Source organism: Xanthomonas sp. AC360, from assembly GCF_979258225.1.
This window is the reverse complement of record NZ_OZ409846.1, coordinates 1086283-1111788: the sequence shown is the minus strand read 5'-3', so window position 1 is coordinate 1111788 and position 25506 is coordinate 1086283. Positions and strand designations below refer to the sequence as shown.

General features: G+C 64.8%; 16 protein-coding genes. 10 read left to right on the top strand and 6 right to left on the bottom strand.

Annotated features, from left to right (window positions below; all coding sequences use genetic code 11):
- Positions 1 to 49 precede the first annotated feature (49 nt).
- From ACZZ0O_RS04830 to ACZZ0O_RS04810, 5 genes are all read left to right on the top strand, one after another.
- Positions 50 to 952: a lipid-binding SYLF domain-containing protein gene (locus tag ACZZ0O_RS04830; protein ID WP_463592367.1), complete on the top strand. Its 903-nt coding sequence runs from the start codon at positions 50 to 52 to the stop codon at positions 950 to 952.
- 72 nt (positions 953 to 1024) lie between these two features.
- Positions 1025 to 1252 (top strand): Sec-independent protein translocase subunit TatA, encoded by a 228-nt coding sequence (gene tatA, locus ACZZ0O_RS04825; RefSeq protein WP_055846673.1) that lies wholly within the window; start codon positions 1025 to 1027, stop codon positions 1250 to 1252.
- A gap of 15 nt (positions 1253 to 1267) precedes the next feature.
- A complete protein-coding gene (gene tatB / locus ACZZ0O_RS04820) occupies positions 1268 to 1852 on the top strand; it encodes a Sec-independent protein translocase protein TatB (RefSeq protein WP_463592366.1) in 585 nt (194 codons plus the stop codon).
- Positions 1849 to 2586 carry a twin-arginine translocase subunit TatC gene (gene tatC, locus ACZZ0O_RS04815; RefSeq protein WP_055846680.1) on the top strand — a complete coding sequence of 246 codons (738 nt, stop codon included), beginning with the start codon at positions 1849 to 1851 and terminating at the stop codon, positions 2584 to 2586. The genes tatB and tatC overlap by 4 nt, the downstream gene beginning before the upstream one ends.
- A gap of 29 nt (positions 2587 to 2615) precedes the next feature.
- Complete coding sequence (locus ACZZ0O_RS04810) at positions 2616 to 3200, top strand: hypothetical protein (protein WP_463592365.1); 585 nt, start codon at positions 2616 to 2618, stop codon at positions 3198 to 3200.
- A gap of 259 nt (positions 3201 to 3459) precedes the next feature.
- Here ACZZ0O_RS04810 and ACZZ0O_RS04805 read toward each other — a convergent pair whose 3' ends face one another.
- The 3 genes from ACZZ0O_RS04805 to ACZZ0O_RS04795 form a co-directional block, all read right to left on the bottom strand.
- Complete coding sequence (locus tag ACZZ0O_RS04805) at positions 3460 to 4359, bottom strand: BPSS1780 family membrane protein (RefSeq protein ID WP_115514316.1); 900 nt, start codon at positions 4357 to 4359, stop codon at positions 3460 to 3462.
- Between the two features lie 45 nt (positions 4360 to 4404).
- Positions 4405 to 5169, bottom strand: coding sequence for a glutamine amidotransferase (locus tag ACZZ0O_RS04800; RefSeq protein ID WP_115584631.1), 765 nt, complete (start codon positions 5167 to 5169; stop codon positions 4405 to 4407).
- Positions 5170 to 6060: 891 nt separating this feature from the next.
- The gene (locus ACZZ0O_RS04795; RefSeq protein WP_463602868.1) at positions 6061 to 7875 is read right to left on the bottom strand and encodes a GspE/PulE family protein; all 1815 of its coding nucleotides are present in this window, start codon (positions 7873 to 7875) and stop codon (positions 6061 to 6063) included.
- 91 nt (positions 7876 to 7966) lie between these two features.
- On the opposite strand from ACZZ0O_RS04795, the gene glyQ reads away from it, so the two are divergent.
- The 3 genes from glyQ (at position 7967) to ACZZ0O_RS04780 (ending at position 12891) form a co-directional block, all read left to right on the top strand.
- Positions 7967 to 8875 (top strand): glycine--tRNA ligase subunit alpha, encoded by a 909-nt coding sequence (gene glyQ, locus ACZZ0O_RS04790; protein ID WP_055846691.1) that lies wholly within the window; start codon positions 7967 to 7969, stop codon positions 8873 to 8875.
- A 186-nt stretch (positions 8876 to 9061) separates the two neighbouring features.
- On the top strand, positions 9062 to 11299 hold the full coding sequence (glyS, locus tag ACZZ0O_RS04785) for a glycine--tRNA ligase subunit beta (RefSeq protein ID WP_463592364.1): 2238 nt from the start codon (positions 9062 to 9064) through the stop codon (positions 11297 to 11299).
- The gene (locus tag ACZZ0O_RS04780) at positions 11299 to 12891 is read left to right on the top strand and encodes a tetratricopeptide repeat-containing sulfotransferase family protein (RefSeq protein ID WP_463592363.1); all 1593 of its coding nucleotides are present in this window, start codon (positions 11299 to 11301) and stop codon (positions 12889 to 12891) included. The genes glyS and ACZZ0O_RS04780 overlap by 1 nt, the downstream gene beginning before the upstream one ends.
- Positions 12892 to 13273: 382 nt before the next feature.
- On the opposite strand, the gene ACZZ0O_RS04775 is transcribed toward ACZZ0O_RS04780, so the two are convergent.
- Positions 13274 to 15964, bottom strand: coding sequence for a TonB-dependent receptor domain-containing protein (locus ACZZ0O_RS04775; protein WP_463592549.1), 2691 nt, complete (start codon positions 15962 to 15964; stop codon positions 13274 to 13276).
- 239 nt (positions 15965 to 16203) lie between these two features.
- Here ACZZ0O_RS04775 and ACZZ0O_RS04770 point away from each other — a divergent pair, with 239 nt between their 5' ends.
- On the top strand, positions 16204 to 17985 hold the full coding sequence (locus ACZZ0O_RS04770; RefSeq protein ID WP_055846702.1) for an autotransporter assembly complex protein TamA: 1782 nt from the start codon (positions 16204 to 16206) through the stop codon (positions 17983 to 17985).
- A complete protein-coding gene (locus ACZZ0O_RS04765; RefSeq protein WP_463592362.1) occupies positions 17982 to 21842 on the top strand; it encodes a translocation/assembly module TamB domain-containing protein in 3861 nt (1286 codons plus the stop codon). Before ACZZ0O_RS04770 ends, ACZZ0O_RS04765 begins: the two co-directional genes overlap by 4 nt.
- 415 nt (positions 21843 to 22257) lie before the next feature.
- On the opposite strand, the gene ACZZ0O_RS04760 is transcribed toward ACZZ0O_RS04765, so the two are convergent.
- A complete protein-coding gene (locus tag ACZZ0O_RS04760) occupies positions 22258 to 23805 on the bottom strand; it encodes a hypothetical protein (protein ID WP_463592361.1) in 1548 nt (515 codons plus the stop codon).
- Positions 23802 to 25493 (bottom strand): Hsp70 family protein, encoded by a 1692-nt coding sequence (locus ACZZ0O_RS04755; RefSeq protein WP_463602867.1) that lies wholly within the window; start codon positions 25491 to 25493, stop codon positions 23802 to 23804. The genes ACZZ0O_RS04760 and ACZZ0O_RS04755 overlap by 4 nt, the downstream gene beginning before the upstream one ends.
- Between the last annotated feature and the right edge of the window lie 13 nt (positions 25494 to 25506).

Sequence of the window (25506 nt, the reverse complement as noted above, 5' to 3'; positions counted from 1 at the left end):
TAACGTCGCGGCATTGCTATCTTTGACGGATCGTCCTTTGGAGCTTGTCATGCCTCGTTTGTCGCGTCTGGCCCTGTTGTTGTCGCTGACCTTCGCCGCTGGCCACGCCGTCGCCGGCCCGGAAGAGGACCAGCGTGCGCGTAACGCAGTGCGGGTGCTCAACGAGATCATGAAGATTCCCGAGCAGTCCATCCCGGACAAACTGCTCGACGAGGCGCGCGCCATCGTGGTCATCCCCGACACGCTCAAGGCCGGCCTGGTGATCGGCGGCCGTCGCGGCCACGGTCTGATGTCGATGAAGAACGCCGACGGCAGCTGGTCGCAGCCGGTGTTCGTCAAGCTCACCGGCGGCAGCATCGGCTTCCAGGCCGGCGTGCAGTCCTCCGACGTGGTGCTGGTGTTCCGCAACGACCGCAGCCTGGACAACATCGTCAACGGCAAGTTCACCCTCGGCGCCGATGCCGGCGTGGCCGCAGGCCCGGTGGGCCGCAATGCCGCCGCCGCCACCGATGGCCAGCTCAAGGCCGAAATCTGGTCGTGGTCGCGCGCCCGCGGCCTGTTCGCCGGCGTCGCGCTGGATGGCGCGGTGCTGCAGATCGACGATGCCGCCGACCTCAACGCCTACGGCGGCGGTGCCACCCCGCGCATGATCTTCGAAGGTCGCACCAACGAGCGCCCGTCCACCGACGTGATCGCCTTCCGCGACCGTCTGGAAGAGGTCACCTACACCGCGCGCGCCAATCGCAGCAGCGATGGCGATAGCGACGAGACCGCGCCGCCGCCGGCGCGCGCGCCAAGCGTTGCCCCGGCAGCGCAATCGGCCCCGCCGCCGCCGGCCAACGAGGCCAGCACGGTCCCGATGCAGCCCAGCACCACGCCGCCTCCGCAGCAGGGGTTCCAGTCGGTATCCGATGGCGAAATCCGCACCGAATCACTAGACGGCAACCGCTAAGCCGCTGTCATCCCCCTGCGCGGTGCGCTGGGGTATCCTGAGTCTTCCTTCTTTTCAGCAAGCGAGCAGATCATGGGCGGTTTCAGCATTTGGCACTGGCTGATCGTGCTGGTGATCGTGTTGCTGGTGTTCGGTACCAAGCGTCTCACCAGCGGTGCCAAGGATCTCGGCAGCGCGGTCAAGGAATTCAAGAAAGGCATGCACGACGAAGACAAGCCGGCCAGCAAGCTCGGTGACGAGTCCCGCACTGCCGAGCAGGCGCGTGAGGCGCAGGCCGAACGCGACCGCGACGCGCGCTGATCCGGAGCAGCGTCGGTGTTTGACATAGGTGTTGGCGAACTGACGCTCATTGCGATTGTCGCCTTGGTGGTGCTCGGCCCCGAGCGCCTGCCCAAGGCCGCGCGCTTTGCCGGCTTGTGGGTGCGCCGTGCGCGCATGCAGTGGGATTCGGTCAAGCAGGAGCTCGAACGCGAGCTGGAAGCCGACGAACTCAAGCGCAGCCTGCAGGACGTGCAGGCCTCGCTGCGCGAAGCCGAAGGGCAATTGCGCAACACCCAGCAGCAGGTCGAAGACGGTGCGCGCGGTCTGCATGAGCAGGCACGCGGCCTGCACGACGAGCTCGGCCGCGATATCGACATCCGCACCAGCGCCACTCCGGTGGCCGCACCGCTGGAGCTGCCCGCCGATGCGCCGGTGGTGCTAGAGCCGGGCAGCTTGCAGCCGCATGCGCACGTGCCGGGCCCGTCCCCGGTCATCGCCCAGGCGCAGCCGATTGCGCCGGCGCCCCGGCAGACGCTGGTGCCGGCTCCGCACGGCAGCCTGGCCTCCACGCCGGTGAACGTGCAGGGCACGACCGCGCCAACGACCGCAACTAGCAGCACCCAGGAGAAGGCGCCTTGAGCCTGTTCGACGACGCACAGGCCGAAAGCAGTCTGATTGAGCACCTGGTCGAATTACGCGCCCGTCTGGTGCGCGCACTGATCGGTCTGGGCGTGGTGTTGCTGGCACTGCTGCCGTTTTCACGCGCGATCTATTCCTGGCTGGCCGCACCGTTGGTCTCGCAGCTGCCGCTGGGGCAGACCATCGTTGCGGTCAATCCGGCCGGCGCGTTCTTCGCCCCGCTCAAGCTGACCTTCTTCGTGGCGGTCTTCTTCAGCGTGCCGTGGCTGCTGTATCAGGCCTGGGCGTTCGTGGCCCCGGGCCTGTATCAGCGCGAGAAGAAACTGGCCTTTCCGTTGCTGGCCTCGGCGGTGGCGCTGTTCTACATCGGCTGCGCGTTTGCCTACTTCCTGGTGTTGCCGGCGGTGTTCCACTTCCTGACCACGTTCAAGCCGGACGTGATCGCGATTACTCCTGACGCCACCTCGTACCTGGACTTCGTGCTGGCGATCTTCTTTGCCTTCGGTGCCAGTTTCGAGTTGCCGGTCGCGTTGGTGATCCTGGTGCTGATGGGCTGGGTCACGCCCAAGCAGCTCAGCGAAGGCCGCGGCTACGCCATCGTCGGCATCTTCATCCTGGCCGCCGTACTCACCCCACCGGACGTGGTCTCGCAGCTGATGCTGGCCATCCCCATGTGCCTGCTTTATGAGCTGGGCATCATCGCCTCGCGGGCTGTGGTGCCGAAGAGCGCTTAGTCTGCACACAGCCCCGGGCTGGTTTGGGAATGCAGAGAACCGTATCAGAGCAGGTGTTCGAAACCTTCTGCGCGCACCATCGGCTGGACTGTCAGCGGATCGCCGAGACATCCACCCGCACGCCCGATTATCACGTGTGGCTTGGCAGCACGGTGGTTGCGGTGGAGATCAAGCAGATTGAGAGTACGCGCGGAATCGATCCGAATGGCGGATGGTCCAGGACGGTCGGTTGGCACGTGCGCCAGAAGATTTCCGAAGCACGGGCGCAGCTGCGTGTGGCTGCCAGTGCGGGTATGCCGACGGTGTTGCTGATTCACAACACTGTCGATCCGTTCCAGTTGTTCGGTACCGAACAACACGACTTCCTGAGCGCCATGTATGGCGAGCTGACAGTCCGCATCGATACATCCGGCAAGGCGGCGAGTAGTCTCTACCACGGCCGTCATGCAGCCTTGAGAGAAAACGCCAATACGTCCTTCAGCGGCGTGGGACACCTGCGCGCAACGCGCTCCGGCGCAGAGGTGACCGTTTATGAGAACGTGTTCGCTGCGCATGCATTGCCGTTCGGCGAGATACCCGACTGCATTGCGATCGTTCGCGTGGAACTCGACTAAACGGACTGACCGATCGAACATCGTAGGAGCGCACCCGGGCGCGACGGGCGTTACCGGGAAAGCCTCGTCGCGCTCAGGTACGCTCCTACGGTTCTGCGGGATCAGGCGGCAACACATCTGGACGCGAGGGCAGCGGAGCTCGATCAGGTGGACCGACACTGCGCAGACCGATCAAACGTCGTAGGAGCGCACCTGGGCGCGACGGGCGTTACCGGGAAGGCCTCGTCGCGCCCAGGTGCGCTCCTACGGTTCTGTGGAATCAGGCGGCAAACACATCCGGGCGCGAGGGCGGGGTGGGCTGTGCGGTGGCGCCTTCGTGGGTGAACATCTGCTTCCACGCGGCGTAGACCGAGCCGGCGAAGACCGGCATCAGCACGGCCATCAGCAGCAGTTGCGCCAGCCACATCGCCACGGTTTGCCCGGCCACCAGGCCGACGATCAGCGCGACGATCATCACCGCGAAATAGATCGCGAAGATGGCAATGAAGGCCAGCACGAAGAACACCAGCATCGCCGGCAGGTTGTGCAGGCTGGCGCGCAGGCTTTCGCGCAACGCGTGGCCGCCGGTGCTGCGGTCGAACATCACCTGCGGCGGCATCACAAACAGCGCCAGCGTCATCGCCGCAAACGTGGCGATGGTCAGCAGCAGCCACAGCAGGATGCGCCCGGCCGGCAGGCTGGCGGCAAGCTGTTCGATCTGCACCGGGTCCGGCTGCGCGCCGGACTGGCTGATCTGGTTGATCTTGAGCATCACCTCGGACAACTGCTGCAACCCGTTGGCGCCAATCATCGCCAGCAGCAGCACGCCCAGCAGCAGGCCGGCGATCAGCTGCGGCAGCAGCGACACCAGCAGATGCGGCGCGCGGCCGTCCTGCAGGCCATGCAGCAGGTGCGATGGCTTGGCGATGCGGCCCTCGTCGACCTCGCGGATCGCCCACAGCATGCCGCCCATGAACAACGGGCCGGCCAGCACCAGCAGGAATTGCAGTGCCGGGCCCAGCAGCGGCACCAGCACCGACAGCGACACCACCAGCGAGGCGGCCACGCTCCAGATCACTCCCAGCGAGCCAAGCGCCAGCGGCGCCCGCTTCAGCAGCGAGAAACCGGTCAACAGCCATTCTGCGCCGGCAGACGCCGGCACCTTGCGAATTTCGCTCATTCCCATTCCGGATCGATACGCACCGGACCATCCGGCGTAACGCGATTATCGCTGCTTTTGCGTGTGCGCGGCGGGATGAGCGTTCACTGTTTGCAGGCCGCGGGCGTGATGCACGAACCGGCGCAGCAGCTTGCGGGCGACCGGAGCGGCGGTAACCTCGCGGGCGACCGTGCGGGCGCAGTGGCCGTGGCGGGCAATGCACTCGGCACGTGCGCGGACGTAGCCGCGCATATGGTGGGTGGCGAACTCCGGGTGGAACTGCACGCCCCAGGTGGCGCGGCCCCAGCGAAAGGCGTGGCAACGGTCCTGACGCGAATGCGCCAGCACGATGGCACCGTCCGGCGCGCGCACGACCGTCTGCAGGTGGGTGGCATGGGCCGGAAACTGCGCCGGTAGGCCTGCAAACAACGGGTCCTGTTCGGCCGGCGGGTGCAGCTCCAGCGCGATGGTGCCGGACTCGCGGCCGGCCGGGTTGTAGTCGACTTCGCCGCCCAGCGCGTGGGCCAGTAGCTGATGGCCGTAGCAGATGCCCAGTAAGGGCTTGCCGTCATGGGCGGCGTCGCGCAGCCACTGGGCACTGCGCTCGCTCCAGTCGGCACGGTCGGTGACGAAGGCGGCCGAGCCGCTGATGATGATGCCGGCAAAGCGGCCGCGGTCTGGCAGGTCGTCGCCATTGGCGACATCAATCACCACGGTTTCGTGTTCGGCCAAGCCGGCCGCCACGCGGATCCAATGCGGAAAGCGGCCGTATCGCTTCATCTCCGGCACGGGGTGACCGGTTTCGATGATCAGGAACGGCAAAACGGACATGCGCGACAACCCGGACACGACAGATGCCCCCGATTGTAGGCGGCAGTGGCGCGTTTTTTTCAAGTCAGGGCCCACTGCGGACGCTGTGCGTGATTGCCGATTGCCATGTGCTGATGCCCTCGCGGCCGGGTAGATGAAATGGCGATGGTGGTGGCTGGCGGCCATCGCACATCATCGATATCGGCAGGCAGGCCCGCGACTGGATTGCCGCAGCGTCATCGCCTTTGCACGCGGAGCATGCCGTGGGGCGCTTGAACGGGAGACGGACGGGGCGCTGCAAGGCGCAGCTCTGGGTGTTTCAGCGCGTTGGTCAGCGGCGTGGTCGGCCCGTCCTGATATCGGCCGGCCGGCGGAGCATGTTTGGACCGCCGCAGCCTACTCAAGCCTGCCGTCGGAGCATGTCTTGGGGCGCTCACACGTGCGACGGACGCGGCGCTGCAATCCTCAGCGGCAGGGTTGCAGCGTGGTTTTCAGCCAAGTGGTCTGGCGATACCGATGATCTGCGCCAGCGCACGAGTGGACCGCTGCAGCGCCCTAAGTGTGGTAGTCGGAGCGTGCCTTGGTGCGCGCTAGAACGGGACAGCGACGAGGTGCCGTCACGTCTGCTCCCAAGGCGTGGCAGCGTCTTCGCCAGCGATGTGCGCCGGGGCTGTAACGGGTGTCGAGCGGTTTTTGTAGGGGCTCGTTCTTGCTGGTTGAGTGCCGTGGCCTAAACGCCTTCACACCAGGTGGCGGTCATGCGTGCGTGCGGTTAGCAGAGTGCATATCCGCATGCGGGATGCCGCGTCCTCGGCTCGGGCGGGCACATCAATGCCGCCGTCGGTCTGCCCAGGATCGGCGCAGCTGCCCCCGAACATGCACAAACGACCTGCGTCGCTGGCGATCACCCGCTTACTCGCGCGGCGGCAGCACCGACAGCACTTCTTCGATGGTGGTCAGGCCGGCGGCGACCTTTTCCAGACCGGTGCGACGCAGGGTGCGCAGGCCGTCGCCGCGGGCGGCCTGGCTGAAGCTGGCCAGGTCGGTGTCGGCGCGGATCAGGCTGCGCAACCGCGGGCTCACCGGCAGCAATTCGTATAGGCCCACGCGGCCCAGATAGCCGGTGCGGCGGCATTCCAGGCAGCCGACCGGGGCGTGCACATTGAGCGTCTCCGGCAGCGCTTCGCCCGGTTCGCGGATCGCCGCCCAGTCGTCGTCGCTGAGCGTGTGCGGGCGCTTGCAGTGCACGCACAGCGTGCGCACCAGGCGCTGTGCCAGCACGCCGTTGAGCGTGGAGGCCACCAAGTAATGCGGCACGCCCAGATCCAGCAGACGGGTGATCGCCGACGCCGCATCGTTGGTGTGCAGCGTGGACAGCACCAGATGCCCGGTGAGCGAGGCCTGCACCGCCATCTGCGCGGTTTCCAGGTCGCGGATTTCGCCGATCATGATGATGTCCGGGTCCTGCCGCAGCAGCGTGCGCACGCCGCTGGCGAAATCCAGGTCGATGTTCTGCTGGACCTGCATCTGGTTGAATTCTGGCGCGATCATTTCGATCGGGTCTTCCACGCTGCACACATTTACATCCGGTGTGGCCAGGCGCTTGAGCGTGGAATACAGCGTGGTGGTCTTGCCCGAGCCGGTGGGGCCGGTGACCAGCACGATGCCGTGCGGGCGCTCGACCAGCGCGCTCCAGCCGGCGGCTTCTTCGGGGCTGAAACCCAGTTGCTCGATGCTCTTGAACGCCGAATCCGGGTCGAAGATACGCATGACGCACTTTTCGCCGAACGCGGTGGGCATCGTCGACAGACGCATTTCCACCTCGCGCCCACCCGGCGAACGGGTCTTGATGCGGCCGTCCTGCGGGCGGCGGCGCTCGGCCAGGTCCATGCGGCCGAGCACCTTGATGCGGCTGACCACGGCGGTCATCACCGACGGCGGTACTTCCAGGACCTTGTGCAGCACGCCGTCGATGCGGAAGCGCATGCGCCCGGCTTCGCGGCGCGGCTCCAGATGGATGTCGCTGGCTCGCTGCTCGTAGGCGTATTGAAGCAGCCAGTCGACGATATGCACGATGTGGTGATCGTCGGCATTGACGTCGCCGGCGCGGCCCAGTTCCACCAGTTGTTCGAAGCTGGGCAGGCCCGCTCCCGGCTCGACACTGCGCGCATCGCCACGCGCGCCACGCACCGATTGGGTCACGCCGAAGAACTCCATCGTGTAGCGATGCAGGTCCAGCGGGTTGATCAGCGCCAGCTCGATGCGGCGGCGGCTCAAGTGCTGCACGTCGGCCAGCCACTCCAGCGCCAGCGGTTCGCTGGTGGCGATCAGCACGCGCTCGGCATCCAGTGCCAGCGGCAGGATGCGGTGGCGGCGCGCGTAGGCATGCGAGACCACACCGGTGACGGCGGCGACATCGATGCGGGTGGGGTCGATACGCAGATAGCGCAGCCCGGTGCGGGTGGCCATCCATTCGGTGAGCCGCTCCAGGCCCAGCTCGCCGGCCGGTGCCTGCGCGGCATGCAGCTTGAGGTTGGCCAGCAGCACCAGCGGATGCACTTCGCTGGCGTTGCGTACGCCGGCGGCGGAGAACTGCACGCGCTCGTGTTCGTGCGGTACCACCATGCCGTCTGACAGCAGGGCGGCGGCCACCGGGTCGAACATCAGCCGGCCGCGCGGCAGGATCGTCGCTGCGCTGTCCGGGTCGGCGTTGCGCCGCTGTTCCATGCTGGTGGTTCCCCTGCCGCGATGCTCCCGCGGCAAAGCGCCGCGGGTGGGCCGGTATACTAGCGCACCCCTTTCGCACGGCCCTTGCTGCATGTCCGATTCCCGCCGCGTTCCAATCACGTTCCAGGGCCTGATCCAGACTCTCAACCAGTACTGGGCCGATCAGGGCTGCGTGCTGATCCAGCCGCTGGACCTGGAAGTGGGGGCGGGCACGTTCCACCCGGCCACCTTCCTGCGCGCGCTGGGCCCGGAGCCGTGGAATGCGGCCTACGTGCAGCCCTCGCGCCGTCCTACCGACGGCCGCTACGGCGAAAATCCCAACCGGCTGCAGCGGTACTACCAGTACCAGGTGGCGATGAAGCCCAACCCGGACAACATCCAGGACCTGTACCTGGGCTCGCTCAAGGCGCTGGGCATCGACCCGCTGGTGCACGACCTGCGCTTTGTCGAAGACAACTGGGAGTCGCCCACGCTCGGCGCCTGGGGCCTGGGCTGGGAAGTCTGGCTCAACGGCATGGAGGTGACCCAGTTCACCTACTTCCAGCAGGCTGGCGGGCTGGAGTGCAAGCCGGTGCTGGGCGAGATCACCTATGGCCTGGAACGGCTGTGCATGTATCTGCAGAGCTGCGACAACGTCTACGACCTGGTGTGGACCTACGGCCCGGACGGCAGCCCGGTGAGCTATGGCGATGTCTACCACCAGAACGAAGTGGAGCAGAGCGCCTACAACTTCGAGCATGCCAATGTGGAAGAGCTGTTCCACCGCTTCGATGCCTGCGAAGCCGAGGCCAAGCACCTGATCGAGGTCGGCCTGCCGTTGCCGGCGTATGAGCAGGTGACCAAGGCCAGTCACGCCTTCAACCTGCTGGATGCGCGCCGCGCGATCAGCGTGACCGAGCGCCAGCGCTACATCCTGCGCGTCCGCGCGCTGGCCCAGGGCGTGGCGCAGGCGTATCACGCGCAGCGCGAGAAGCTGGGATTTCCTGGCGTCAAACGCTGATGCTGTTGCCTTCCCCCGCTGGCGGGGGAAGGTGCCCGTAGGGCGGATGGGGGCAGCATGCCTTCGCCGCCGGCTCACACCCCTCATCCGGCGCATCGCGCCACCTTCTCCCGCTTGCGGGAGAAGGACATCATCAAGCCACCTTTCGTCGGTTGACGAACGAAGGGAAAACCAAGGTCCGACGCAATGACTCAGATGCACCCCCTGCTGATCGAACTGGGCACCGAAGAGCTGCCGGTCAAGGCGCTGCCGGGCTTGGCGCAGGCGTTCTTCGATGGCGTGCTGGCCGGGCTGGAAAAGCGCGGCATCGCGGTCACGCGTGGCGATGCCAAGCCGCTGTCCACCCCGCGCCGTCTGGCGGTGCTGCTGCCGGGCGTGGCCGCCGAACAGCCCGAACAGCGCTCCGAAGTGCTGGGGCCGTATCTCAATATTGCGCTGGATGCCGATGGTAACCCGACCAAGGCACTGGCCGGTTTTGCCGCAAAGGCTGGCATCGACTGGACCGCGCTGGAGCGCACCAGCGACGCCAAGGGCGAGCGTTTCGTGCATCGCGCAGTGACGCCGGGTGCGCAAACCGCCGCGCTGTTGCCGGAGATCCTGCGCGAAGCGATTGCCGCCATGCCCATCCCCAAGCCGATGCGTTGGGGCGCGCATGCCTACGCCTTCGCGCGGCCGGTGCAGTGGCTGGTGCTGCTGTTCGGCACTGAGGTCATCCCGGCCGAACTACTGGGCGTGCGGGGTGACCGCATCACCCGCGGCCATCGTTTCATGCACGAAGGCGAGGTGTCGTTGTCCGCGCCGGGCGATTACATCGACGCGCTGCGCAGCGCGCATGTGCTGGTGGATGCCGATGTACGCCGCACGCGGATCGTCGAAGAGGTCGAAGCGGCCGCCAAGCAGGCCGGCGGCCGCGCGCGCATCAGTGACGACAATCTGGAGCAGGTGGTCAACCTGGTCGAATGGCCGTCGGCGGTGCTGTGCAGCTTCGAGCGCGACTTCCTGGCGGTGCCGCAGGAAGCGCTGATCGAAACCATGGAGATCAACCAGAAGTTCTTCCCGGTGCTGGATGACGGCGGCAAGTTGACCGAGCAGTTCATCGGCATTGCCAACATCGTCTCCAAGGACGTGGCCGAAGTGGCCAAGGGCTACGAGCGGGTGATCCGTCCACGGTTTGCCGATGCCAAGTTCTTCTTCGACGAAGACCTCAAGCAGGGGCTGGAAGCGATGGGCGCAGGCCTTGCCGGCGTCACCTATCAGGCTAAGCTGGGCAGCGTGGCCGACAAGGTCGCGCGCGTAGCCGCTCTGGCCGAGGCGATCGCGCCGCAGGTCGGCGCCGACCCGGCGCAGGCACGCCGCGCTGCGGTGTTGGCCAAGAACGATCTGCAGTCGCGCATGGTCAATGAATTCCCGGAATTGCAGGGTATTGCCGGGCGCCATTACGCAAAAGCCGCTGGCGAGCCGAGCGAGATTTCGCTGGCCATCGACGAGGCGTACCAGCCGCGTTTTGCCGGCGACGACATCGCGCTGTCGCCACTGGGCAAGGTGCTGGCGATTGCCGAGCGTCTGGATACCTTGGCCGGTGGCTTTGCGGCCGGGCTGAAGCCGACCGGCAACAAGGACCCGTTTGCGCTGCGGCGTAATGCGCTGGGCTTGGCGCGGACGGTGATTGAGTCGGGATTTGACTTTGATCTGAAGAAATTGCTTGCCGAGGCCAGGACTCAGATCAATCTCCAAGCAAGTGCCCGGCACTTACTCAAGACAGAAACTGCTGTAGCAAAGGCTAAAGAAGCCGGCGCCGCCTTATCGCAATCTGTCGAAAAAGACGCGCACACCGCGCTTGCGCAGACCAGCCAGGACGGCGAAATCTTCGACTTCATCCTCGATCGCCTACGCGGCTACTACGCCGACAAGGGCGTACCGGCAACGCACTTCAATGCAGTCGCTGCATTGTTCTCGGTCGCGCCCGAGGGCGCTCCTACAGGGCTCGTAGGAGCGCACCTGGGCGCGACCCACGGCTCCCTCTACGACTTCGACCGCCGCATCGATGCCATCGGCATCTTCGCCACGCTACCCGAGGCCGAAGCGCTGGCCGCGGCCAACAAGCGCATCCGCAACATCTTGCGCAAGGTCGACGGCGAGATCCCCGGCGACATCGACACCACGCTGCTGCGCGAACCGGCCGAAGAAGCGCTGGCCGAAGCGGTGGAAGCGGCCATCGGCGACACCGGCGATGCACTGCACCGCCACGACTACGTCGCCGTGCTCGCGCGCCTGGCCCGCCTGCGTCCGCAGGTGGACGCGTTCTTCGATGGGGTGATGGTCAACGCCGAAGACCCCCAGCTGCGTGCCAACCGCCTGGCGCTGCTGAAGAAGCTCGGCGACCGCCTCGGTAGCGTTGCCGCCATCGAGCATCTGTCCAGCTGATGTCCACCGCTGCCGGCGCGACGCAGTGGCAACGTGCCCAGGACGCGCTGGCCCGCCGCGACATGGCCGCCGCGGCGGCGGCGTTGCAGGCGGTGTTGGCGGTGGAGCCGACGCATGTGTCGGCCCGGGTGCTGTTGGCCGGCACCGTGCTGGCGAGCGGCAAGATGCGCGAGGCGGTCACGCAGCTGCGCTTGGCCGCGCGCGATCTGGGCGAGGATGTGACGCTGCGTTGCCGTGTGGCGCAAGCGCTGCTGCGCGTTGGCGAACATCGGCCGTTGCATGCGCTGCTGCGGCATCCATCGGTGCTGCAGTGTGGCGATGGCGCGACGCTGGCCTTGCTGGCGCATGTGCATCAATCCCTGGGCGAACATCCCGAGGCGCTGGCGATGATGCAGCGCGCGCAGGCCTGCGGATTCGATGGCGCGGATTTCCGCTTTTTCCTTGCCGTGCAATTGCAGTTCAACGGGCATCTGGATGCGGCAGCGCAGGCGCTGGAACAGACCTTGGCGCAGCAGCCCGGCTACGGCCGTGCGGCGCTGACGCGTGCACGCTTGCGCCGCCAGAGCGCGACCGATAACCATATCGCTGCACTGCGCCAGCAGTTGCAGCGCGCTGCACCCGGGAGCGAAGACCGGGCCGGGCTGGCGTTCGCGCTGTACAAGGAGCTGGAAGATCTGGGCGAGACCGATGCCGCCTGGGATGCGCTGCAGCATGGCAATGCGGTCATGCACGCACGCCTGCGCCACGATGCCGAAGCCGAGGCATCGCTGTATTCGCAGTTGGGCGCCTTGGCCGATCAAGGCGTGTTTGCTGCCCAGCCAGCTGATGCTGCACCCGGCCCGCAACCCATCTTCGTGCTCGGCCTGCCACGTTCGGGCACCACGGTGCTTGAGCGAATGCTGGGTAACCATTCGCAGATTGTCTCTGCGGGCGAACTGAGCGACTTCGGCCATCAGTTGCGCTGGGGCGCGGACCAAGCCGGGCGCAGCCTGCTGGATGCGGGCCTGTTGCAGGCGCTGCCCACGCTGGACTACGCACAGGTCGGGCAGCGCTATCTGGAGCAGACGCAGTGGCGCGCGGGGGCAGCGCGCTGGTATATCGACAAGTTGCCTGCCAATGCAGTGGCGATCGGGCCGATCGCACGGGCCTTGCCGGGTGCACTGATCGTGCATCTGGTGCGCGAGCCGATGGCAGTGTGCTTTTCCAACTATCGCGCGCTGTTCGGCGATTCCTATGCTTACAGCTACGACCTGCAGACACTGGCGCGTCATTACCAGGCGTATCACGGTTTGATGGCGCAGTGGCGCGCTGCGCTACCTGGCCGGGTGATCGATGTGGACTACGCGCAGATGGTGCGCGATCCATCTGCGGTGCTGGAGCAGTTGATGACGCGCTGCGGGTTGGCGATAGAGCCAGGGCAGATCGACATCACCCGCAATGCCGCAGCATCGGCCACGTTGAGCAGCGTGCAGGTACGCGAGGGTGTGCATGGGCGCAATGTGGAAGCGTGGCGTCGCTATGCAACGCAACTGGAGCCGCTGAGGCAGGCCTTGTTGCAGGCGGGCATGATCGAAACAGACGCTACGCGCTAAGCCCCGCTGACAAGCGAATGCGCTCACCGTCAGGTGGGCAGCCTGCTGTTTGATCCCGGTCAGCCCACTGCCACGTTGGCAGGTGCGATGTCCTTGCTGCTTGCGGGACCGCTGTTGGCGGGATGGATGTCACGTAAGAACCTGCGTGGATGGACGCACGGCGTGTCGTGCAAGCGGTGAGGGCATCGCGCCCTCATCCCACGTGTTTGGTAACATGTCTGCCAAGGCGAGTGCGACCAGACCTGGCCTCCATCGAGACAGCGTTCAAGCGCTGCTGGTCGCTGCTTTCAGTCCAATACAGGCACCTATAAGTCAGCGGCCTTGCATCAAAAAAAAGGCCGGCAGTCATGATGACTGCCGGCCGTTGGTCACAACCGATGACTCACTGCGCGCCGAAGCGCCAGTTCAATTCCAGCATGTACGAACGGCCATAGCCGGTGTAGTTGAAGATGTTGTAGTACGGGTAGTCGGTGTAGGTGCGATCACGCGGTGGGCGGGTGTCGGCGAGATTGTTGACGGTGGCAGTCAGCGAGATGTCGTCGTTGATCGCATAGTCCAGCGTCGCATTGAAGGTGGTCCACGCTCCGACCTTGCGCGCCCCTTCCACTGCATAGCCATCGGTACTCTGCTGCGCGAGGAGGTTAGGGGTACGGCCGTAACGCTGGCCGAACAAGGTGGTGGTCCATGCATCCTTCTGCCAGGTGATCGAGGCATTGGTGATGCTGCGGAACTCGGAAGAGAAGAATGGCTCGCTCAGCAGGTCGCGCACCGGGTCTTGCGGGAACTGCTGGCTTTCGTGCTTGAGCGTCAGGTTGTACTGCGCGTCGAACACAAACAGGCCCCAGGATTCGGTGGCCAGGTTGTAGGTCGCCTTGGTCAGCACACCGGAGATTTCCTCGTTGGAAATATTGACCGGGTTGATGCGGATGTTGCTCAGGCGATTGGGCACCAGCGCATCGGCGGCGGTGCGGTCGATACGCGACAGCGCGTCCACGCAGGTCGGCGAGTTGATGTCCAGGGCGCCGAGCCGGCAGGCCGATTCGTTTTGCAGCAACGCATCGGTGCTCAGGTCGCTCACCTTGTCATCGATCTTGATGTTGTAGTAATCGGCGTTGACGCTGAAGCGTGCGCTCGGCGACCACACCACGCCGGCGCCCCAGGATTTTGCGGTGATCGACTGCAAATCCGCATTGCCGGACCGACGGCCCTGGATGCTGGTGCCGGCAAAGGTGCAGTCGGCAATCGGCACGCCGGGTTCTTCGACCGCACAGCGGTAGTAGTCGTTGACGCCCTGGAAAAAGCCGCTGTCGCCAGCGAACGAGAACGCCATGTCCGGTGCCTTGAACGCAGTGGCGTAGTTGCCGCGGAACAGCAGCGAATCGATCGGGCGGAATTCCAGTGCGGCCTTGTAGGTGAACTTGGAATCGCCACCGCCGCCCTGGTTCTTGTAGTCGTCGTAGCGGCCGGAAAGATTAGCGGTCAAGGTGCTCAGGATCGGCACCCGCATTTCGAAGGCTGCCGCCCAATTCTCGCGCTTGCCGCTGCCCTGGGTGCCGGTCAGCTGGTAGAAGTCGCCGGCAATCACACGCGGGTCAGTCGGATTGGTCCAGTACTGATTACCGGCCTGCAACACACCGGCGACGCCGACCGCACCGGCCGGCAGGTTGAACAACTCGGTGTTGGTCAGCTGCAGGTTGACGTTCTGGGTCCAGGTCCTGGACTTGGTGCGGATTTCATCGTTGAAGCTGCGGTACTGCGCCGGCGTCAACGCGCGGTAGAAGTTGGCATCGTTGGGCGAATAGATCGGGTAGCCGTAGTACTCACCCTGCGGCGCGCCAAGAAACTGTTCACGGAAGAAATCTTCGATGCGGTCGGCCAGCGGCCACTGCTGACGGCTTTCGATGCGATATTCCGAGCGTGCGTAGTAGGCATCGTAGGTCCAGTTGCTGGCACCAAGGCCGCCTTTCAGACCGAGCGCGATGTTGTAGGAGTCGGCAGTCTGGCGGTCGTTGTTGAAATTGTTGTTGCCGGTTTCTTCAGGCGCAAAGATACGTTGATAGCTTTCGAGTTGCTGGCTGTCCTGGTTGTAGAAAAAGCCACCGGTGTCCGACGAGGTCTGCCAGAAGCGGGGTCCGCCATTGACCTCGACCTTGGTGCGATTGAGCAATACGGTCGAGTACAGCTCGGTGTTGTCGTTGAACGCATAGCTCAGGTTGGCATAGCCGCTGGCGCTGCGTTCCTTGTTGAGGATGCTGGCGTAGCCTGGTACTGCGCGGCTGCTGCAGAAGTTGCCACGGTTGGCGCGGTTGTCGTACTGCACCGCCCCATTGAACAGCGGTCCCAATGCAGCGCAATTTTCGGCGCCGGGATCGATATAAGTGGTTGGCAGGTTATGCAAGGCAATACGCGAACCATAACGCAGCGTCGGGTCCGGATTGTCGTTGGTGGAATCGAAGTCGCGGCGCTGATAGCCGTAGATCGGATCCTGATTGTTGAGCTGCAGGCCCCAGACGATGTTGGCGCCGCCGATCTCGTTGCCGCCGGTGAGCTGAAAGCGCTGGTTGTTGCCGCCACCGCCGTCGTAGGTGCCCATGCGGTAATTCATCTGCACGCCGTCCATGCGCTTTTTCAGGATGATGTTGACCACGCCGGCGATGGCGCTGGAGCCGTAGATTGAGGACTGGTTACCGGGCGCTACGTCGATGCGCTCGACCATGCCCACCGGCACGCTGGCCAGATCGACGAAGTTGCTCTGGCCGTTGTAGAGCAACGGGTAGTCGGCCATCGGCCGGCCATCGATCAACACCAGGGTGAAGCCGGGATCCAGGCCGAGCAGGCTCAACGATTTGGCACCCGCAGTGAAGCCGCCACTGAACTGGCCATCCTGGACCGCGCCGGTGGCCGTCGGTTGCGAGCGCAGCACGTCGTAGACGTCCTTGAAGCCGCGGCGCTGGATGTCCTGGGCGGTGATCGAAAACACCGGGGTTGCGGTTTCAATCTGGGACCGGGGGATCAACGACCCTGTCACCGTCACCTTGTCCAGTTGAGTCACTTCACCTTGCTCCTGTGCCAGCGCAAGCGATGGCATGGTCAGGGCGGTGCACACGGCGGTAACCAGCAAATGACGCTTCATAAAACGAACCTCTCTCTCCAAAGGTATGAACGGGCGCGCGGCAATCGGGGGGCCGCGCGCAATGGGTGTCAACGAAACGTTAACAACGTGCCGACTGTACCCAGTTCCGTCCGGTGCCGTATAGGCGTGTTTGCGCAGATTTTTTGTCCCTTCACACCTAGGCTGGGTATCCTTTGCCGATGCTTAAAGCCGTCTTTGCTCTTTCCCTGCTGTGCACCCTGTTCGTTCCGCTGCAAGCGGCTGCCCGGGCGACCATCGACAAGATCGAGATCAAAGGGCTGGACGACGGCGACGATGCCGAGATGATCGAGAACATCGAGGTCTCCCTGTCTCTGTATGAGGCCGTCGGTAAGGAGCAGGGTGAGTCGCGATTGGAGTACCTGCTGGCGCAGGCGGAGCGGCAGACGCGCGAGGCACTGGAGCCGTTTGGTTACTACTCGCCGACCATCGAACTGGCCGCGCCGCGCAATGGCGACAAGGTGACGGTGGTGATCACGGTGGACCGTGGCGAGCCGGTCCGGGTACGCACCTCGCATATCTCCATCACCGGCTGGGCCGAGCAGGACCGTTATCTGGGGCAAGATCTCAAGCAGTTCGAGCCGCGCGAAGGCCAGGTCTTCAGCCACCCGCAATACGAAGCCAGCAAGGTGCGCATCACGCGGCGTCTGGCTGAGCGTGGGTACTTCGACGCCGACTTCACCCAGCGCCGGGTCGCGGTAACGCGCGCCGAACACGCTGCCGACATCGACCTGAATTGGGATAGCGGCCGTCGCTACGACATGGGCAAGGTGCGCTTCGACTACGACTACTTTCGCGATGGCCTGTTCGACCCGCTGGTGTATTGGGACGAGGGCAGCTACTACCACGAAGGCAAACTGGATCGGCTGCGCGAGTCGCTGACCAAGCTGGATTACTTCAGCACCATCGATATCCAGCCCAAGCCCGAAGACGCCGATGCCGATGGCCGCGTACCGGTGGACGTCAAGCTCACCCGCGCCAAGCGCACCGTCTACACCTCCGGTCTGAGCTACGGCAGCGAGAGCGGCGCCGGTGTGCGCGGCGGCGTGGAGCGGCGTTATGTCAATGCGCGTGGCCACAAGATGGACACGCAGCTGGACTACGCGCAGAACCGCAAGAGCCTGACCACCAGTTACCGGGTGCCGGCGTTCCGCTGGCTCGACGGCTGGTACACCGCCTCGGCGCGCCTGTACGACGAGCAGACCGAATACATCGACCTGCGCAACGTCAAACTCACCGGCAGCCGCAGCGGCCAGATCAACGAGCGCTGGAGCGCGATTGCCTCGATCAACGCCTTGCGCGAGCGCTGGCGTTTCAGCAGCGGCAACGATTTCGAAGGTGCGGTGTACGAAACCTCCACGCTGATCTATCCGCAGCTGCAGGCCAACTACATCAATGTCGACGACCGGCTGTTTCCGCGCAGCGGTGTGTCGGGCCAGGCGCTGATCCGTGGTGGCGCCGAAGGTGCGGGCTCGGACACCAACTTCGGCCAGCTCTATGGGCAGCTGCGCTGGTTTCTGGGGGCCGGCGAGAACGGGCGGGTGATCCTGCGCGGCGAAGGCGGCACCACCTGGACCAGCGATCTGGTGGCGATGCCGCCCAGCCTGCGCTTCTTTGCCGGTGGCGCCAACAGCATCCGCGGCTACGCCTTCCGCGAAGTGGGCCCACGCACGCCCAGGCCGGACGAATTTGCGCTGGGTGCCAAGAACGTGGTCACCGGCAGTGCCGAGTACGAGCATTACCTCAAGGGCGGCCCGTGGGGCGGAGCGGTCTTTGTCGATAGCGGCAGCGCCTTCGACGACCGGCCCGACTGGCATACCGGTATCGGCTTCGGTCTGCGTTGGCGTTCGCCGGTGGGACCGGTGCGCGTGGATATCGCACACGGCTTGAACGACCCCGACTCGCAGTTTCAGCTCTACATCGATATCGGGGCCAACCTGTGAGCACACCCACGCCCACGCCACCTGCCGCACCGCGCCGCGCGCGTTTTTATCGCCGACGCCGGTTCTGGGTGGGCTCGGGGCTGACCGTGCTCGGGCTGGTGCTGCTGGCCCTGATCGCGCTCTATTGGTTGCTGCAGACCGTGGCCGGGCGCGACGTGTTGCTGGCGCAAGTGGTCGCGCGCCTGCCGGTGGGTGCCAGCTTCAGCTACGGCAGCGTCGAAGGCCCGGTGGCTGGCCCGCTGACCTTGCGCAATGTCGACTTCACCTATCAGGACATCCACTTCACCGCCGAGCGCGTGTATCTGGAGCCGGATCTGCGCCCATTGCTCGGCCGCAAGTTGCAGCTGGATGCGGTGCAGGTGAGTAACGCCACGTTGAATCTGGGCAAGAGCGACGAACCGTTCAAGCTCCCCAGCTGGCCCGAGTCGCTGCCGCAGATCAACGTGCCGCTGGCGATCCAGGCCGACAAGATTGCAGTGGACAACCTGCGCATCACCCAGTTGCAGCAGCCGATGATCGTGCTGCACAAGATGCAGGGCGGGCTGGAAGTGGCGACCGGCGAACTGCGCACGCGCGATCTGGTGATCGACACCGACATGGGCGACTTCCGCCTGCATGGCGATTACATTCCCAACGACGCTTACCACGCCGATCTCACCGCCACCGCGGTGCTGCCGGCCGCGCGTGGCCGCACGCCGGCCAGCCTGGGCCTGGTCGCACGCGGTGACCTGGACAAGATGGAAGTGGCGATCGCCGGCCGCGCGCCGGCTCCGCTGCAGGCCAGCCTGGTGTTCACCGGCCGCAACGACCCGACCTGGGCGTTGAAGGCCGTTACCGAAGCACTGGATACCTCGCTGCTGATTCCGGCCGCCGCTGGCGCGACCAGCGCACCGGCCACGCCGATCGCAGTGAACCTGACCGCGTCCGGCAAGGGCGGCAAGGCCGATCTGCAGGGCAGCATCAAACAGGGCGCGCTGAGCGCGACCTTGCAGCCGTCGCACATCAGCTTGCAGGAGCAGGTGTTGACGGTCGAACCGTTGGTGATCGATACCTTCGAAGGCCGCACCCAGCTGCGCGGCACCGCCGATTTCCGCGATACCCAGAATCCGAGCTTCCGCTTTGCGGTCAATGCCAAGGGCCTGCGCTTCACTCCCGCGTCCGACCCGGCCACCCCCGATGCGCCGGTGGTGCCGGTGGAATTGATCGACGCACGCCTGGGCGTGGCCGGCACGCTGAAGGCGTGGGCCGCGATCGGCCGCGCCACCGTGGAGCGCGACGGCCAGCAAGCCGCACTAGTGTTTGACAGTCGTGGCAACGACCAACGCGCGCAGCTCAAGCAGGTGCAGGCCACCACGCCGGGCGGCTCGCTGGATGTCACCGGCGAAGTGGGCTGGGCACCGGAGCTGCAGTGGGATGTCACCGCGCAGCTGGCCAAGTTCGACCCGGGCTATTTCGCACCGGGCTGGAACGGCAATCTGTCCGGCAAGATCGCCTCCAAGGGCCGGCAGTTGCCGGCGCCGGCCGGTGGCGTCTCGCCGGGCTTCGAAGCCACGGCCGATGTTCCCAGCCTGACCGGCCAGCTGCGCCAGCGCGCGCTGTCGGCCAACGGCAAGTTCGCCCTGCGTGGCGAACAAGGCGAAGGCGAACTGCAACTGTCGCTGGGCAATAGCCGCGTCACTGCCAAGGGCAAGGTCGGCGATCAGCTCGATATCGCCGCGCAACTGCAGCCGCTGCAACTGGACGACGTGCTGCCTGGCGCCACCGGCACCGTGCGCGGGCAGTTGCAGGTCAGCGGCCGCCGCGATGCGCCGGACATCACCGCCGACATCGCCGGCAATGGCCTGCGCTGGAACACCTACACCGCGCAGAGCATCAGCTTGCGTGGGCGCTTGCCGTGGCGCGGCAGCGATGGACAACTGGCGCTGCAGGGCACCGCTATCGAAGCGGGCGTGGTGCTGGACAGCGTGCGGGTGCAGGCACGCGGCGCGGTGGAAGCGCTGCGTCTGGATGCCGATATCGCCAACAGCATGGCCAGCGTCGCGCTGCAGGGCGATGTGCGTCGTAATGGCGCGCGCTGGCAGGGCCAGGTCGCCACGTTGCGCATCGCACCGTCGAAGGGCGATGCCTGGGCGCTGCGGCAGCCGGCGCAGTTCAGTACCGATGGCGCGGCCTTCACCTTGTCCGACACCTGCCTCGGCGCAGCCACCGGCGGCGCGCTGTGCGCCAGCGCCAACTGGCCGCGCGAGGGCATGGTGGTGCATGGCGACGCGTTGCCACTGTCGTTGGTGCAACCGTGGTTGCCCAAGCAGGAAGGCCGGCAGATCTATCTGCGCGGTGAACTCGCACTCGACGGCAGCTTCAAGCCGCGCGGCAATGCATGGGAAGGCAGCTTCCGCATCGCCTCGCCCGAAGGCGGTATCCGCCTGGGCGAAACCCGCTACGCCGCGGTGGCCGGCAACCCCAATCGCGGTGAGTTGCTGCGCTACGACCAGTTCAGCATGCAGGCCGATTTCACCCCGCAGCAGATCCAGGGCAAGCTCGGTGTCGGCTTCCAGGGCGCGGGCTTTGTCGATGCCAAGTTCAACACCGGCTGGGACGCGTACGCGCCGCTCAATGGCGAGCTGTATCTCAACATGTCGCGGCTGTACTGGCTGGAGCTGGTGGTGGCCGATGTGGTGCGGCCCAAGGGCCTGGTCGAAGGCCATGTGAGCTTGCGGGGCACCCGCGACAAACCGCTGCTGGGCGGCGACGCCACCCTGAGCGATTTCACTGCCGAATACCCGTCGATGGGTCTGACCTTGAGCGAGGGCAAGGGCCGCTTCGACGCCTTGCCGGACGGCTCGGCCAAGATCACCGCCTCGGCCAAGTCCGGCGAGGGCACGCTCACCGTCGATGGCGGGCTGTCGTGGTTCGGCACCAGCACGCCATTGCTGCTCAACATCCGCGGGCAGAACGTGCTGGCCTACAACACCAGCGAGTTGCGCATCATTGCCAACCCGGACATGCAGTTCGGCATCGTCGACAAGACCATGCAGCTGCGCGGCAAGGTCACCGTGCCCGAAGCCGATATCGACCTGGAGCGCCTGGATCGCGGCACCTCGGTGTCCGAAGACGTGGTGGTGCTGGACCCGGTCGACCCGGAGGTCGCTCCGTCCTCGCCATTGGATATGGACCTGGCCATCGTGCTCGGCGACAAGGTCAACATGAGCGGTTTCGGCCTGAAGGGCGGCCTGAGCGGGCAGATGCAGATCCGCGCGCGCCCGGGGCGCGAAATGACCGCCAATGGCGGGCTGGATGTGCGCGGCCGCTACAAGGCCTATGGCCAGGATCTGACCATCAGCCGCGGCCAGCTGACCTGGAACAACAACATCGTCTCCGACCCGCGCGTGAGCCTGCGCGCCGAACGCAAGATCGGCGATGTCACCGCCGGTATCGACGTCAGTGGCCGCGCCGAATCGCCACGTGCCGATGTGTGGTCGGAGCCGGCAATGTCGCAATCCGAAGCGCTGTCGTACCTGGTACTCGGCCGCGGCCTGTCCACCGCCAGCAGCGACGAAACCCAGCAAGTCAGCGCCGCTTCGGCTGCACTGTCGGCAGGCAGCAGCCTGATCGCTTCGCAGATCGGCGCCAAGCTCGGCCTGGACGAGGCCGGCGTCAGCCAATCCAGCACGCTCGGCTCAGTGGTGGGCTTCGGCAAATACCTCTCGCCCAAGTTGTACGTCGGCTACGGCGTCTCGATGATCGGCGGCGGCTCGGTGCTCACCCTCAAATACCTGCTCAGCCGCGGCTTCGATGTGGAAGCCGAATCCAGCACGGTGGAGACCAAGGGCTCGGTGAATTGGCGGCGGGAGAAGTAGCACTAACGAAACGCCCTGGCACCTCACAGGTTCAATTATCTGGTTCTAAGCATGGATGGATTTTTTCAAAAGACGACCAATCGAGAAATCGGGTAAGAAAGACTCTGTATGAGCTCATCGGACAGATGGGGACGGATGGCTATCAGGTTGGATAGAGTGCTTCGACAACTGACGTGGATATTGAAAGGGCACCTGAGCGGTCCTGACTCCCAAATGCATCTGTCTGAGGGCTACAAGCGCATCCTCGAGGGCGACTCCGATCAACGTCGAGATGTCTTGATGCGTTATCGGGCCGGGATGGATCGTGCTGGGATGTTCGCTTGATCAAGCGCGTATCGATTCAATCCGACGCCTGGCATCGCGTTTGTAAGGTGCTCGCGGCGAGCTGGGCTTGCCGTAACTTACCCAGGGATCGTTAGTTTGCGCGCTTCCTGCGCACCTTCCAGTGCGTTATCAGGTCAATGCTCCAGGCGACTGCAGTCAACACCAACGCGATTTGGGGGTAAAGGATCAGAAACCCGAATGCCATGAACACGACCTTGGTGCAGAGAAGTGCCGCCCATGCCCAGCCCCAGCCCCATTGAAACTGGAAGGTCTCGCTGTCGCGGCGTATCCAGCGCAGGAGTGCGACCGGCAGCAGCGGCAGCGCGATAAAGGTTGCAGCCTGCTTCAGGTCGATGAAAATCAAGCCTCCCGCGAGCATGCCAACGGCGGGGATGAACATCCGTTGCAGCAGCGGATGTGTCAACCGTGGATCTGCCTCCGGCCGGCATTGCCAACGCATCAGCGACATCACGGAATACCATGTTGCCCAGCCAACGATACACATGGCTGCGCCATAGAGTCCCACCTCCAGGACCGGCGACATTCCTGGCGAAGGATTGTGATCAATCATCGCCAGCAGCAGGAAGAGTAGAAAGATTGCAGTGCCGACGATTGCACTGCGTGCCAGTCCTAACATGGCAATGACCGGGTTGAATACGTCCCGCTGGCTGGCGAGATACCAGCGCAGTGCGCTTTCCCGATCCAGCGGTGGTGGTGGCTTACTACCGTCCGGGACATAGCCGATCAGATCAAGCAGACGGCGTACCTGGCTGGCACGCCAAGGCCATAACAACGCAGCGAAGGCGGCGCCTTCGGACTCGGCTGGTGCCAGCCATTTCAATAGCTTACGTACCTGCGGAACGCTGGCTGATGCATCGCCAACATGCTGCAGTTCGATAGCCAGTTGGCTGTGCCCTGCCGGCTGCAGCAGCCAACGTCGATGCATCCGTGAACGCACATGTGCGACCAGATAGGGGTCGGGCGCATCCAGCGCCTGTTCCCAATCGAAGAAGTCTGCCAGCACATCATAGTTGTCTTCGATAAGCGCTTGACTACCGGCCAGCAGAGAGCGCTGCAAGGCACTACTGATCTGTGGCTTGAATTCCAGGGACCATAATTCCGGTTGCGCCACCAGCCACTGGCGCAATTGCTGCGGATCCAACACACCGGCTTGCTGCAAGATGCGTTGTCGCACTTGCTCAAGATCGATATCGGGTTGTGGGACTTGTGCCGATGCGATCCAGTCGATGGCAATCGCAGGGGCCGGGCACCGCGCCACGTCCGGCTGCGCCAGTGCAGGTGATTCGGGCCGAAGCGTATCAGCTCTCCGGACTTCCGGCGGTGGACAGACAACGATCTGCGGCGGCACAGGCAGAGAGGCACTGCGCACGATCGCGTGCTCAGGTATATCGTCATCGTGCTCATCGTGCTCATCGTGCTCATCGGATTCGTCTGCCGTCGTCCTCTCGGTGCTATGGCGCGACCAGGCGAGCGCGGCCTGGTAGGTCTCATGCAGCTGCTGGAAACCGGCTGGATCGTCATCCGGGCGGGTGAGCTTTAGACGTGCCGCGTACGCGCGCTTGATCGCACGCGTATCTGCATCGTCATCTAACCCCAACGCATCCAGCGCCCAGCTCATGCACGCGCTTCCAGTTCGTCCAACGCCTGCGCAAGTTCGTCGCGGTGGCGTTCGATGCGTCGCAGATCCTGGCTCTCAAGCACCTCCCGGAACTGCACGATCCACTGCTGCACCAGATGGCGCGCGTCGATATATTCCTCATAGACGCGCTCGGTACGTGCCATCAGTGCGATATTTTGCTGCTGGTCGCGTGGATGTACCTTGAGAGCCTCCAGGGCCTGCAGCCGGCGCGCGATTTCTTCGCGATCAAGCAGCCCGGGGTTCTGTTCCAGCACCAGTTCGTGGCGCCTGCCGGTGGCATCTTCGATCACCTCCACCTGTAACAGCCCATCGACATCATAGGTAAAGCGGGTGAGCACGCCTTGCTCGCTGCGTGCGCGCCTGGGATCCAGGGGGACGCGTACTTCGCCCAGTTTGATGTTCTTTTCCACCATGGGGTTTTCGCCCTGGTAGACATCGATGATGACATGGGTCTGCTGCTCGTTGATCGGATAGAAACGGTCCTCGCGGCTCACCGGCACCACGCTGTTACGCGGGATGATGGGATGGAAATAGCCGGAGCGCACCTTGCCATCGTTGCCCTGACGCGCCACCTGGGTGCCCAGCGTGTACGGGCACACATCGGTGAGCACCACTTCGCGCAGGCTCTCGTCGCGGCTCTTCAGGCCAGCAGCCACCAACGCACCCAGCGCGATCGCATGATCCGGATTGACGTGCCGCAGCGGCAGCCGGCCCAGCATGCGGGTGGCCAGCCGGCTGATCATCGGCATGCGCACCGCGCCGCCCACCAGCACGATGTCGTCCAGTTCCGATGGTTTGAGTTTTGCGTCGCGCATGGCGCGCTCGATCGGTGTACGCATGCGCTGCAGCAAGGGCTCGGCGAGTTGCGCGAAGCGCGCCTCGTCGATTTCCCAGGCATAGCTCTGTCCAGCCATGCTCACGGTGAGAGCGCCTTGTGCCTGCGTACTTAGCTCACGCTTGAGCTGCTCCATACGACGACGCAGCTGCGCACTGTCGCCGGGTGCGAGCTTGGCTGAATCGAGACGATGCTCGGCACAGAAGCCTTCCACCAGCACCTCGAGAAAATCCTCGCCGCCGAGAAAGTTGTCGCCGGCACTGGCGTGCACTTCGACCACACCGTCGAACATTTCCAGCAGCGACACGTCGAACGTGCCACCACCCAAATCCAGCACCAGCACGCGGCCTTCGCCGCCACGTTCCTGCAGCCCGTAGGCCAGCGCAGCAGCGGTGGGCTCGTTGATCAACCGTTCGACGCGAATACCCGCCAGTTCGCCGGCCACGCGCGTGGCCTTGCGCTGCGCGTCGGAGAAGTACGCCGGTACGCTGATGACGGCTTCTTCGATCTTGCTGCCTAGCGCCGCTTCGGCATCGGCGATCAACGAGCGCAGGATCAGCGCCGATAATTCTTCGGGGCGGAAGCTGCGCTCACCCAGCTTGGTCTCGCGCGGGCTGCCCATCCAACGTTTGAACGCCGCCACGCTCAGATGCGGATGTGTCACCAGACGCTCGCGCGCCGGCTTGCCGACCAGCAAGCTGCCGTCATCGCCGATGCTGATCACCGACGGTGTCAACAGGCTGCCGTGAGGATTGGCGAACAGTCGCCCGCCCTCGGCATCGTGCACGCCGATCAGTGAGTGTGTGGTGCCGAGGTCGATACCTACGATCATGAGCAGATCCTTA